At 27.6% G+C, this 12700-nt stretch carries 12 protein-coding genes; 2 read left to right on the top strand and 10 right to left on the bottom strand.

Annotation, left to right across the window (positions count from 1 at the left end; all coding sequences use genetic code 11):
- Window positions 1–180 precede the first annotated feature (180 nt).
- The 9 genes from QZ321_RS00625 to QZ321_RS00585 all read right to left on the bottom strand — a co-directional run bounded on the left by QZ321_RS00625 (window position 181) and on the right by QZ321_RS00585 (window position 10496).
- On the bottom strand, window positions 181–1365 hold the full coding sequence (locus tag QZ321_RS00625; protein ID WP_291749293.1) for a pyridoxal phosphate-dependent aminotransferase: 1185 nt from the start codon (window positions 1363–1365) through the stop codon (window positions 181–183).
- A gap of 109 nt (window positions 1366–1474) precedes the next feature.
- Entirely contained in the window at window positions 1475–2872 is a 1398-nt protein-coding gene (gene gltA / locus QZ321_RS00620) for an NADPH-dependent glutamate synthase (RefSeq protein WP_291749291.1), read from the bottom strand.
- Window positions 2872–3762 carry a sulfide/dihydroorotate dehydrogenase-like FAD/NAD-binding protein gene (locus QZ321_RS00615; RefSeq protein WP_291749289.1) on the bottom strand — a complete coding sequence of 297 codons (891 nt, stop codon included), beginning with the start codon at window positions 3760–3762 and terminating at the stop codon, window positions 2872–2874. Before QZ321_RS00615 ends, gltA begins: the two co-directional genes overlap by 1 nt.
- A gap of 122 nt (window positions 3763–3884) precedes the next feature.
- Window positions 3885–5051 carry an iron-containing alcohol dehydrogenase gene (locus tag QZ321_RS00610; protein WP_291749286.1) on the bottom strand — a complete coding sequence of 389 codons (1167 nt, stop codon included), beginning with the start codon at window positions 5049–5051 and terminating at the stop codon, window positions 3885–3887.
- Window positions 5052–5221: 170 nt separating this feature from the next.
- Window positions 5222–6181: a bifunctional oligoribonuclease/PAP phosphatase NrnA gene (locus tag QZ321_RS00605; RefSeq protein ID WP_291749691.1), complete on the bottom strand. Its 960-nt coding sequence runs from the start codon at window positions 6179–6181 to the stop codon at window positions 5222–5224.
- Window positions 6182–6263: 82 nt separating this feature from the next.
- Complete coding sequence (locus QZ321_RS00600) at window positions 6264–7592, bottom strand: extracellular solute-binding protein (protein WP_291742601.1); 1329 nt, start codon at window positions 7590–7592, stop codon at window positions 6264–6266.
- A 154-nt stretch (window positions 7593–7746) separates the two neighbouring features.
- Window positions 7747–8574 carry a carbohydrate ABC transporter permease gene (locus tag QZ321_RS00595; RefSeq protein ID WP_291742599.1) on the bottom strand — a complete coding sequence of 276 codons (828 nt, stop codon included), beginning with the start codon at window positions 8572–8574 and terminating at the stop codon, window positions 7747–7749.
- Window positions 8575–8586: 12 nt separating this feature from the next.
- Window positions 8587–9459, bottom strand: a complete 873-nt coding sequence (locus QZ321_RS00590; RefSeq protein WP_291742597.1) for a sugar ABC transporter permease — start codon at window positions 9457–9459, stop codon at window positions 8587–8589.
- Window positions 9453–10496, bottom strand: a complete 1044-nt coding sequence (locus QZ321_RS00585; RefSeq protein WP_291749688.1) for an ABC transporter ATP-binding protein — start codon at window positions 10494–10496, stop codon at window positions 9453–9455. The genes QZ321_RS00590 and QZ321_RS00585 overlap by 7 nt, the downstream gene beginning before the upstream one ends.
- 599 nt (window positions 10497–11095) lie before the next feature.
- On the opposite strand from QZ321_RS00585, the gene plsY reads away from it, so the two are divergent.
- Window positions 11096–11686 carry a glycerol-3-phosphate 1-O-acyltransferase PlsY gene (plsY, locus tag QZ321_RS00580; RefSeq protein WP_291742591.1) on the top strand — a complete coding sequence of 197 codons (591 nt, stop codon included), beginning with the start codon at window positions 11096–11098 and terminating at the stop codon, window positions 11684–11686.
- Window positions 11687–11747: 61 nt separating this feature from the next.
- Here plsY and QZ321_RS00575 read toward each other — a convergent pair whose 3' ends face one another.
- Complete coding sequence (locus tag QZ321_RS00575; protein WP_291749679.1) at window positions 11748–12023, bottom strand: hypothetical protein; 276 nt, start codon at window positions 12021–12023, stop codon at window positions 11748–11750.
- Window positions 12024–12228: 205 nt separating this feature from the next.
- On the opposite strand from QZ321_RS00575, the gene QZ321_RS00570 reads away from it, so the two are divergent.
- The gene (locus tag QZ321_RS00570) at window positions 12229–12651 is read left to right on the top strand and encodes a hypothetical protein (protein WP_291742587.1); all 423 of its coding nucleotides are present in this window, start codon (window positions 12229–12231) and stop codon (window positions 12649–12651) included.
- Window positions 12652–12700: the final 49 nt, after the last annotated feature.

Raw genomic sequence — 12700 nt, 5'->3', positions numbered from 1 at the left:
TTCAAATAGAAAGAGCGGGAACAAGCCCCACTCTTCATTTCCTAGCTATTAGTAAATTACTTATTATATATTTTATCATACTTTACTAATAAATACAAGGGGCTATAGCAACATTTAAGTTCCTCATTTAAAGTTTGCCCTAATTTATATTTTTTATTTAATATAAAATACTTTTATATATTATTTATATAAGCTTATAAGTTCATCAAAAGCTTTTAATGATTTTTTTATTTTATCATAAGATATACAATAAGATAATCTAAAATATCCCTTGCACCCAAATGTTTTTCCTGGTACTGCTAATATATTAAACCTTTTAGCATCTTCACAAAACTTAACATCATCTTCTATTGGAGATTTTGGAAAAAGATAAAACGCTCCATCCGGTTTTAAGCACTTAAATCCTATAGAAATTAAATGGTTGTATAATAAATCTCTATTTTTTTTATAAATATTAGTATCAACTTCTAAATTTAAACTTTCTTTTATTACTCTTTGAAAAAGTGAAGGTGCATTAACAAAACCTAAAATTCTATTTGCTATATTTAAACTAGCTATTACATCTTTAAAAGTATTCATATTCTTATTAACTACAACATATCCTATTCTTTCACCAGGCAAGGATAATGATTTACTATAGGAGTATACTATAAAAGAATTCTCATAATAATTTAATATGCAAGGTACTTTATTTTTATCGTATATAATTTCTCTATAAGGTTCGTCTGAAATTATATAAATATCTTTATTAAATTCTAATTGTTTTTCTCTCAATATCTTTGATAATTTTTTTATAGTTTCTTCACTATATATAACTCCACTAGGATTATTAGGAGAATTAATAATCACAGCCTTAGTTTTTTTAGATATTTGATTTTTTAATTCTTCTAAATTTAATTGAAAATTAGTTGTATTTGCTGAAATAACTTTTACTATACCATTAAAATTATTAACATAATTAATATATTCACCAAAAAAAGGCGCAAAAACAATAACCTCATCTTCTGGCTCTAAAATACTTTTTAAAATTATATTTAAACCTCCAGCAGCACCACAAGTCATAATTATATTTTCATATTTTAATTTAAGTTTGTACTCTTTAGATAAATTATGTGCTATAGCTTCCCTAACATCTTCATATCCAGAATTATTCATATATCCATGAATAAGATTTGGTCTTTCTTCATCAACAATTCTTTTTATTATAGCTTTAATTTCTTCTGGTGGTTCTACATTAGGATTTCCTATACTAAAATCAAAAACATTTTCTTCTCCATATATACTAGCTAATCTTTTACCCTCTTCAAACATTTCCCTAATGGTAGAATTATTTAATATCATGGTTCTCATTTTACTCGAAATCATGTTAAGCCTCCTAATGAAAATAATATTTAAATTTATTTAATTAAAATCATTAATTTTTCCTTTAAATAAAAACCCCAAAGAAACAGTTAACTTTGGGGTTATACATTAATTATTTTTTACTTTTTAAATATTCATCTATTGCAGCAGCTGCCTTTTTACCTGCTCCCATTGCTAAAATAACAGTAGCAGCACCTGTAACTGCATCCCCACCTGCATAAACTCCTTCTTTTGTTGTAAGTCCTGTTTCTTCGTCAGCAACTATGCATTTCCATTTATTAATATCTAAACCACTTGTTGTTGAAGAAATTAATGGATTTGGAGATGTTCCAAGAGACATTATTACAGTATCTACATCCATAATAAACTCTGAATCTTCTTTAACTATTGGTCTTCTTCTTCCAGATGAATCTGGCTCACCAAGCTCCATTTTTACACATTTCATTCCTGTAACCCATCCATTTTCATCTGTTAGAATTTCTATAGGATTAGTTAATACATCAAATATTACGCCTTCCTCTTTTGCATGATGAACTTCCTCAAGTCTTGCTGGAAGTTCAGATTCACTTCTTCTATATACAATATGAGTTTGTGCACCAAGTCTTAGAGCTGTTCTAGCTGCATCCATAGCAACATTTCCTCCACCAACTACAGCTACTTTTCTTCCAATTTTAACTGGTGTATGATATTCTTCCTTAAAAGCCTTCATTAAGTTTACCCTTGTTAAAAACTCATTGGCAGAAAATACCCCATTAGAATTTTCACCAGGTATCCCCATAAACTTAGGAAGCCCTGCACCTGATCCTATAAACACAGCATCAAAACCTTCTTCAATTAATGAATCTATTGTAACTGTTCTTCCTATTACTACGTTAGTTTCAATTTTAACACCTAATTTTCTAATATTATCAATTTCAGCTTTTACTACTTCTTCCTTAGGTAATCTAAATTCTGGTATACCATAAACCAAAACCCCTCCTGCTTCATGTAAAGCTTCAAATATAGTAACATCATATCCTTTCTTAGCTAAATCTCCTGCACAAGTAAGACCTGCTGGACCTGAACCTATTACAGCAATCCTCTTGCCTTTTGATTCTTCTTTAAAAGAAAGATCAATATTATTATTTCTCGCCCAATCTGCTGTAAACTTCTCTAATTTACCAATAGCAACTGCTTCACCTTTTATTCCTAATACACATTTTCCCTCACATTGAGATTCTTGTGGACATACTCTTCCACATACTGCTGGTAATGCACTATATTTTGCAATTTCCTTTGCAGCGCCTTCAAAATCTCCAATTTTAATATGTGATATAAATTCTGGAATATTTATTGATACTGGACATCCACTTACACACTTAGGATTTTTACATCCTAAACATCTACTAGCCTCACTTAACGCTCTTTCATCATCATATCCTAAACAAACTTCATCAAAATTTTTAGCTCTTACACTAGCCTCTTGTTCCATTACAGGTGTTCGTTTCATTCTATCTACAACTTTACTCATTATTTATGTCCTCCACATCCACAACCTTTTCTATGATGAGTTTCGCCCTCTTCTAATTTAAGCATAGCTCTTCCCTCTTCGGTTTTATAAAGTGATTGCCTTCTCATACTTTCATCAAAATTTACAAGATGACCATCAAATTCTGGTCCATCAACACAAGCAAACTTAACTTCATTTCCTACCGTAACTCTACAAGCACCACACATTCCTGTTCCATCAACCATAATAGGATTTAAACTTACAGTAGTTTTTATTCCAAGCTCTTTAGTAAGCATAGACATAAACTTCATCATTATCATAGGCCCTATAACAACAGCATGATCATATTTTTCCCCTTGATTATTTACTAAGTCAAGTAAACAGTCTGTGACTCTACCATTAAATCCATAAGAACCATCATCAGTACATATATATAAGTTTTTTGCTACTTTTCTCATTTCATCTTCTAATATTATTAACTCTTTATTTCTTGCTCCAATAATAACATCAACATCAATATTATTATCAAAGAACCATTTTACCTGCGGATAAACTGGTGCAGCTCCTACTCCTCCAGCTACAAATAAAATATTTTTGTTTCTTAGTTCACTTAAATCCTCATAAACAAATTCACTTGCTCTTCCTAAAGGTCCAACAAAATCTTGTACATAATCACCAACTTCAAACTCAGCTAACTTCTTTGTACTATATCCAACAGTTTGAAAAACTATTGTAACTGTTCCTTTTTTTCTATTGTAATCTGCAATAGTTAATGGAATTCTCTCTCCCTTATCATCATTTTTTATAATAATAAATTGCCCAGGCTGAGCTGATTTAGCAACTCTTTCAACTTCAATATCCATTAAATATATATTTTCTGTTAATAATCTTTTATCTACTATCTTATACATCTTAATCTTCCCCCCATAATTTTCTTATGTTAAATTTAACTAATCAATACTGCCTTTTGTAATTAAAAATGCACTTTTAAATTTCTACTTAAAAATGCATTTTAAAATTAATAAACTATTTTCTAAAAGTTAACCTTATTTCCATAGAATGTACATGAAAGAAGTTTTTCCATAGTCTCATCATCAATTGTTCTTGGATTAGAGCCTGTACATGCATCTAAAACAGCATTATGAGCTATGTGTTTAACATTATTTAAGAAATCCTCTTCTGTTACTCCATATTCTTTCATTGATGATGGAATATTTAAAGCTACATTAAATTCATTTATTTTTTTAATTAACGAATCTGTTAATTCCGAATCTGTATTTCCATCTAGTTTTAATAATCTTGCTATATCAGCATATCTATCTTCACATTTTGACCTATTATATTGAATTACATATGGTAAAAATATTGCATTAGCACATCCATGTGGAATATGGAATACAGCTCCAACCTTATGAGCCATTGAGTGTACTATACCTAATAAAGCATTACTAAATGCCATACCAGCTAAACATTGTGCCTCATGCATTAAGTTTCTTGATTCTACATCACCATTAAAAGAATTAACTAAGTATTCATTAACCATTTCAATAGCCTTTAAAGCTAACGGATCTGAAAAATTTGATCTTAATGAAGCTGTATATGCTTCTATTGCATGTGTTAATGCATCCATTCCTGTATGAGCAACAAGCTTAGGAGGCATTGTTTGTGCTAGTTCTGGATCAACTATTGCAATATCTGGAGTTATATTAAAATCAGCTAAAGGATATTTAATTTTAGCTTTATAATCAGTAATTACAGAAAATGCAGTTACTTCTGTAGCTGTTCCTGAAGTAGATGGTATTGCAACAAACTTAGCCTTCTGTCTTAATTCAGGTAAAGCAAAAGGCACAACTGCTTCTTCAAAAGTAAAATCAGGATATTCATAGAAAATCCACATTGCTTTTGCTGCATCTATTGGTGATCCTCCACCCATCGCTATTATCCAATCTGGTTCAAAATCTCTCATTACAGCAGCACCATTCATAACTGTTTCAACTGATGGATCAGGTTCTACTCCTTCTATTAATTTAACTTCTAAACCAGCTTCTTTTAAATAACTTTCTACTTTATCTAAAAATCCAAACCTTTTCATTGAACCGCCACCAACAACTACTACGGCTTTTTTTCCTTTTAAAGTTTTTAATACCTCTAATGAACCTTTACCATGATAAATATCTCGTGGTAATGTAAATCTTGCCATATTTTCTCCTCCCAAAATAAATTATTCTACATCACTTAATTTACATATATTCCCAAGTAGTGATACATCTAAATTATATCATAAAATCTTTAAATTAAAATATCCTTTATAAGAAAAAATACCCAAATCCTAACTTTTATAAAAGTTAGGATTTGAGTATTTTTAATATATTATTTATTTAATTCTTTATATTTTTTAGAATTTTCATCAAAAGCTTTTATTATTTTATCAACCTTTTCCCAGCTCTCAAGTGATGCACCAGCTGCTAACATATGGCCACCCCCACCAAATTCAGATGCTATATTATTAACTATAGGACCATTAGATCTAAATTCACAGAAAATTGAACCATCTTCTTTTTCAACAAAAAAATTCCAGTTATTTATTCCTTCTGTATCTTGAAGAGCATTTACCATTCTTGCAGCATTAATTGGTTGTAATCCATATTTTTTAGCTATTTCATTTTTTACTTTTAAATAAGCTACTCCATTTTCCGTAGTTACATAATTACTATAAATATAACCTAAAAATTTTAATTCACTCTCTTCTCTTTTATACATATTTGCATAAATTTCTTTTGTTTCTAAATCAAAAGTTATTTTAGATAGCTTTTCAAATAAATTCGTTGGATTGTCTACATATAAAAATCTACCTGTATCCCCTATTATTCCTGTAAATAAAGCTCTCCTTCCTTCTTTATCTATTTTAAGCTTATTTTCATAAGCTAAATATAAATCTAAAATCATTTCACTACATGAAGAATAATTAGTATCTACCCATGTTAAATCTTCAAAAGGTTCATCAAAAGGTTTATGATGGTCAATTTTTATTATATATCCACAATTATTAAACGTTTGATTATCTACTCTTTCCTTATTAGCTACATCTAAAATAAATGCTAAGCAATTTTTATCTAATTTAATTTCTTTATCCATAGTATTTATATATTCTAATTTTTTTGAATGTTCACCTAATAATACTACTTTTTTGTTTGGATAGGTATTTTCTATTATACTTTTTAAAGCTGTTTGTGAGCTATAAGAATCAGGATCTGGAAATACATGACGATATATAGCTATAGTATCATATTCCTCAATTTTATTTATTATATCTTTCATTAATTCTTTCATTAATTATCACTCCTAAAAATTTAATAAAAAAATCCCCTACTTAGTATAAACTAAGCGGGGCATAAATAAAGATATGTATTTTTTATTGACGGCTTATTGAAGTTTCAACTTGTACTTTCATTTCTTCTAACATAGCGTCAACATCATCTGAGTTTCCAGTAACATAAGCTGAAAACTTTTCATCTGCAACAGTTCTTGCTGATTGAGCATTATTTACTGCTGGAGTAAAGTAAGCAAAGCTTAATGAATCTTTAGCTACTTCATAGATTTTTCCATATAAAGAATTACTATCAGATACTAATTCTTGAACTAAAGTAGAATCTTGTGCTGATTTTCTAACTGGTAAATATCCAGTAGCTGTTGAGAACTTAGCTGTATTTTCAGTATTAGTTGCAAATTTAATAAATTCATAAGCTGCATATTGAGCTTCTGCTGGAACATCTTTTGTTACAAATAAAGATGCACCTTGTTGAATAACTGCTTTACTTTTTCCTTCAAAATGAGGAACTTCTACTATTGCAACTTCAAAAGCACCATTAGTGTTTATATGTGCAAATCCAGCTGAAGAACCTTGATAAGCTAAAAGCTTTTGATTTGAAAATGGTCCTGATAAGAATTTATCTTCACCTGGTACTCTAAATGCACCCTTTTGAGTTTCATTTCTAAAGAATTGCATAAATTCTTTAGACCAATCATTCACAACATTAATTTTTCCATCTAATTGAACAAAATCTTTTCCGTCTTCTTTTAAGCTAGAAATAAAAGCATTTGAAGGAGAATCAAATCCAAATCCCGGTATTCCTAATTGAGATTGACACTTTTCTGATATTTCTGCTAACTTTTTAAAGTCTAAATCCTTTAAATCTTCAACTGTATATCCTAATTGTTCTAATAAGTTTTTATTTACATATAAAACTTCTGTAGATTTAGTCATTGGAAGACCATAAATTTTATTTTCTCCCCATTGTGATAATTCTTTAATAAAATCTGGAATAAAATCATCTTTGATAGCATCTTTCATACCAACTGTTTCATTATTAACATATGGTGTTAAATCTGCTACTTTATTGTCGTTAATAAGTCCTGTTGCAGCATCTGGATAAACATTAACTATAGCTGGTAATGTATTTGATTGAGAAGCAGCTATAACCTTTTTGTTTAAGTCTGGAATACTACCTTGTGCTAAAGCTTTAACTGTTATTCCTTGAGTGTTTGAGTTATTAAAGTCATCAACTATGCTTTGTAACACTTCGGCTTGCTTTCCATTCATGTAATGCCACATTTCAATTGTAACTGGCTCTTTTAATTCTGTAACGATATTATCGTTTGATGAATTATCTTTTGAACAACCTGTTAAGGCTGTAACTGCAAGTATTGCAGTCATTAAAGATGCTAATAATCTTCTTTTCATTCATTTCACCTCTAAAACCTAATTTTATATATTTAAGAAAAGATGATTAAAAGATAAATATTAATTTAAAAATCAAAGTAGTTATAATAACTTATTATAATTATTAAGCATTAATCTTTTAATTCATACTTTTCCTATATATCTTTAATTTATATTATCCCTTTATTCCACCCATTGATATACCATTCATTATCTTTTTGTGTAAGAACATATAAATTACAACTATTGGCATTGTAATTATTGTAGATGCTGCCATTAATAATTCATATCTATTTCCTACATCTGATTGGAATGCAGTTAATCCATTTGCAAGTAATCTCATGTTATCACTATTTGTAACAAGTAATGGCCATAAGAATGCATTCCATGAGTTTATTCCAACTAATATACAAATTGTAATAATTGATGGTTTAGCCATAGGTACAACTATTTTCCATAAGAATTTCCAATCACTTGCACCATCTACTTTTGCAGCATAATATAATTGCTTTGGAATCTTTAAGAAAAACTCTCTAAGCATATAAATATATAATACATTTGCCATATAAGGTACAAATAATGATGTATATGTATCAATTAAGTTTAATGCTGAAATTGTTTTAAAATTAGTTACTATTAATACTTCTCCTGGAATCATCATAGATGCTAAGAAAATAGCAAATATTAAATCTCTTCCTTTGAATTCAAGATGAGAAAAAGCAAATGCTGATAATATTGAAATTACAACTGTACTAACAATACTTAAAGCAGTAACTATTAATGTATTTATAAAATATCTTCCAAAAGGAGCCATTGCTAATGCAGTGCTAAAGTTACCCCACATAAACTTTTCTGGAACAAGTGTTGGTGGCGTTTGAATAACTTCAAAACTTGATTTTAAAGAAGACGCTATCATCCAATAAAAAGGGAAAAGCGTTATAATAGCAAAGACTACTAATAAGAAGTATTTAATGAATGCTTTAAAATTATTTTTATTTTTCATAACTTACACCTCTTAGTAATGAATCTTATTACGAGCAACTGTTTTTTGTACTAAAGTAACAGTTAATATTATAATTAATAGAACAACAGAAGCTGCAAATGCTAGTGGAAAGTCTTGATCTCCATAAAATCTATCAATTATATATCTAACAACAGTTGAAACTGCACCATCTAATGTACGTCCTCCAAACAGAACATAAACTTCTGTGTAAACTTTAAATGAAGCTATTAAACTAATAACATATGTATAAGCAATCATAGGAGAAACTAATTTTACAGTTATCTTTCTAAAGATAGTTCCACTTGTCGCTTGGTCAATTTTAGCTGCTTGATAATATTGCGGATTTATTGATGCAATACCTGTAGTTAATATTAAAGTATTAAAAGCTAAACTCTTCCAAACTGCAAATATTATCAATGCTATCATTGCAAATTTAGGATCATTGAGCCAATTTATTGGGCTTATTCCAATTTTACCTAATAAGAAATTAATAATTCCATATTCAGAATTAAATAGCCATGACCATACAATTCCTATAGCAACTAATGAAGTTACATAAGGTAAAAAGTATATACTTTGGAATATTCCCCTTACCTTTTCATTTTTTATATTAGCTAAAGCATTAGCTATTAATAAAGATATAAATACTGATAATGCTGGAACTATAGCAGCATAAATTACAGTATTAATTAAAGATTGTATAAATCTTTTATCTTGGAAAAGATATTTATACGATCCAAATCCAAAAACAAATCCACTAGCCTTAGTCTCATCAAAACTAAAAATTATCGTATTTATTATAGGATAAAATACAAAAACAGCAAGTATTATAAGTGCTGGCAATAAATATATATATCCCTTAAATTTATTTTTACTCTTTAGCATTTTGTTATGAACTCCTCACTTTCAGCATCAAATACATAACTCTTACCTGTCTTTGGCTTAATTATTAATTCAGCACCTTCATCAATAAAAAACTCTTTATCAACTAACATTTTATATATAGAACCATTATGATCTAAAGTTAACAGTCTTTCTCTACCTAATATTTCTACTGTAACAACTTTAGTTTTTAATCCCTTGTCTGCTACTTCAAAATCTTCTGCTCTTACCCCTAAGATAACTTTTGATTTATTTTTAGGTAAATTTTCTATCACTAGTGAGTCAACACTTGAAACTCCATCTTTGCAATCTAAATTTATAAAGTTCATTTCTGGACTTCCTATAAAAGATGCAACAAATTTGTTTACTGGATTCATGTATATATCACTAGGTGATGAAACTTGTTGAATTGCTCCATCTTTCATTAGAACAATTTCATCTGAGATACACATAGCTTCTTCTTGATCGTGAGTTACAAATATAGCTGTAACCCCTGTTTCTTTTTGTATTCTTCTAATTTCTTGCCTTGTTTCCACTCTTAGCTTTGTATCTAAGTTTGATAACGGCTCATCAAGAAGTAAAATATCAGGTTTTTTTGCCAATGCTCTTGCAATAGCAACTCTTTGTTGTTGACCCCCTGATAATTGAGATGGCTTTTTGTCTAGTTGACTTTCAATTTTTACAATTTTAGCAACCTCTATAGCTCTTTTTTCAGCTTCAACCTTATCCCACTTTAAATTTTTTAAAGGAAATAATATATTTTCTTTTACTGTCATGTGTGGATATAATGCATAGTTTTGGAATACTAATCCGATTCCTAATTCTTCTGGCTCTAGTCCAGTTACATCTCTATCTCCAAAATAAATTTTTCCACTATGTGGCTTATGAATTCCTGAGATAGTAAATAATGTTGTTGATTTTCCTGATCCTGAAGGACCTAATAATGAAACTAACTTTCCTTTTGGAATTTGTAATGTTACTTCATTAAGTGCCTTAAAATCTCCAAATTTTACAACTAGTTTGTCTAGTCTTATTCCCATTGATAATTCACCTCATGCTTTTTTTAATACATCTACTATGTAAATACAAAAATCTCTAAATTTTCGCGCTATTACAGAATACGACAATTTATTTGTACTTGTCAATATTTTTCCGTTCTTTCCATTTTTACATTTTAAATTTTTTAATTAAAATATTTAATTTTTTTATATTTTTTTGAATATATAATTAATTAAAATTTCTATATACTCTATATTATTTATATTTTCCTAAATTATTTTTTTTATGTTTACCATTTTATATCTGAAGATATTTTTAATATTTTCTTAATCAAGTATATAAAGTTTAGTCTTTAATTTTTAGTCTTTTCTTTATATTTTTATAATAATAATTATAAAAATTTCTTATTTCATAAATATTTTCTAATATAACATCACAAGTAATAAAAGTTATAATGGCAAACTTATCCCAGCTATCCATATAAATTTTCCTTTCAATTTAATTAATGTTATATTATATGCTAAGATTAATAGTATTGTTATTAACCTTATATTTAATTAAGGTTTATTTATAAATACTCCTTGCATATTTTAATTTTCTTAAATATTATATTTATGTAAAGTTATATAAGGAGGTATATATGTTACCATTATTAATTATTTTTTCATATCTTATGGGTTCAATCCCTACTGGATATATCTTAGTAAAGAAGAAACTAAATAAAGATGTCAGAGAATATGGGAGTGGAAATATTGGTGCTACAAATGTTAAGAGAGTAGCAGGAGAAAAACTTTCAAAAATAACAGCCCTTTGTGATATGTTAAAAGCAATTATTCCAGTACTTCTAACACGTATATTAATTTGGAATGATATTTTAAAAAGTAATCCATATTTAAGCTTATCCTTAGTTGCTATTGCAGCAATATTAGGTCATAATTATACTATATTTTTAAAATTTAAGGGTGGTAAAGGAGTAGCTACTTCTGCAGCTGCTTTCATGATAGTTGTTCCTAAATCATTTTTAATTACAGCTGTAGTGTTCTTTGGATTAAAATTAGTAACAAAAATTGTTTCAATACGTTCTTTAGCTGCAGGTACTACACTTTTTTTATCTACACTTTTTCTAGGCTATAATAAGTATTATGTATATGCAACACTTTTTGCTTGTCTTTTAGTATTCTGGAGACACAAAAGTAATATTGCTAGATTAATTAAAGGTCAAGAGAAATAATTTTAAACAAACACTGATAAAAGATTTAATTCAGTGTTTTTTTATTTAATTATTTTAATAACTATTGTCTTTTATCAAGAACATAAAATCTAACTATATTACTTCTTGGAAATTCCTTTTTTTGAAGCACCTTTAAAAGTTTTTTAAGCTCTATTTGAGATAAGTTTTTAAACTCTTTCTTTTCAAATCCATCTTCATATAAATTATATCCATTTTCAAGTTTTTCAATAATAATACTTCTATCTCTTTTATAGGTTCTTATATCAAGACAATTTAAAGGTTTCATCTTTTTCAACTTTTTAAATACATCTTCTATAAAATTTTCTATTGGTATCAAATCCTTTTACTCCTTTAACTCCTTTTTATAAACTCAGTATAACACTACATTTATTTTTTTATGAATTATTTTAAAAAATTAATTTAAAATGATAAAAATTACTCTATATTGAATTATATAACTATATTGTACAACCTATTAATTTATATTATAATTATCCTAAAAACTAAATATATTAATATTTTTTTACTGAGGAGGTAATTAAATGAACTTTTTAAATGGTACCTATGGCTTTGATTTATTATCAATAATATTAGTTTTAATTTCTTGTATACTTAATATCTTTGATTACACTAGAATTTTAGGTACACTTATTTTAATTTATGCTATATATAGAGCATTTTCAAAAAAAATATATAAAAGAAAAAATGAATATAATATTTTCTACACTTATATAAATAAATTTTTAAATAAGTTTGGTAAATCTATACCTTATAATCTACCAATATATGATTTAAATAATTTATCTTACATATTTGAAAAAATAAAATTTAAATATAATCAATATCGTAACTACAAAATTACTAAATGTCCTAATTGTAATCAAAAGCTTAGACTTCCAAGAGGTAAAGGAAAAATTGTTGTTACTTGCAAAAAATGTTTAACTAAATTTGATTTTAGAACATAGTAATTAATAAATATAAACCTAATTTAAACTATACAAAAATAAAAGGGAC

This window comes from uncultured Clostridium sp. (assembly GCF_910588715.1).
GTDB lineage: Bacteria > Bacillota > Clostridia > Clostridiales > Clostridiaceae > Clostridium.
Note: the sequence above shows the minus strand (reverse complement) of the source record. Positions and strands in the feature narration are given on the sequence as shown.

What these genes read in the sequence shown, in the direction of transcription:
- QZ321_RS00625 (WP_291749293.1), bottom strand. Translation starts at nt 1,365, where the DNA reads ATGATTTCGAGTAAAATGAGAACCATGATATTAAATAATTCTACCATT.
- gltA (WP_291749291.1), bottom strand. Translation starts at nt 2,872, where the DNA reads ATGAGTAAAGTTGTAGATAGAATGAAACGAACACCTGTAATGGAACAA.
- QZ321_RS00615 (WP_291749289.1), bottom strand. Translation starts at nt 3,762, where the DNA reads ATGTATAAGATAGTAGATAAAAGATTATTAACAGAAAATATATATTTA.
- QZ321_RS00610 (WP_291749286.1), bottom strand. Translation starts at nt 5,051, where the DNA reads ATGGCAAGATTTACATTACCACGAGATATTTATCATGGTAAAGGTTCA.
- QZ321_RS00605 (WP_291749691.1), bottom strand. Translation starts at nt 6,181, where the DNA reads ATGAAAGAATTAATGAAAGATATAATAAATAAAATTGAGGAATATGAT.
- QZ321_RS00600 (WP_291742601.1), bottom strand. Translation starts at nt 7,592, where the DNA reads ATGAAAAGAAGATTATTAGCATCTTTAATGACTGCAATACTTGCAGTT.
- QZ321_RS00595 (WP_291742599.1), bottom strand. Translation starts at nt 8,574, where the DNA reads ATGAAAAATAAAAATAATTTTAAAGCATTCATTAAATACTTCTTATTA.
- QZ321_RS00590 (WP_291742597.1), bottom strand. Translation starts at nt 9,459, where the DNA reads ATGCTAAAGAGTAAAAATAAATTTAAGGGATATATATATTTATTGCCA.
- QZ321_RS00585 (WP_291749688.1), bottom strand. Translation starts at nt 10,496, where the DNA reads ATGGGAATAAGACTAGACAAACTAGTTGTAAAATTTGGAGATTTTAAG.
- plsY (WP_291742591.1), top strand. Translation starts at nt 11,096, where the DNA reads ATGTTACCATTATTAATTATTTTTTCATATCTTATGGGTTCAATCCCT.
- QZ321_RS00570 (WP_291742587.1), top strand. Translation starts at nt 12,229, where the DNA reads ATGAACTTTTTAAATGGTACCTATGGCTTTGATTTATTATCAATAATA.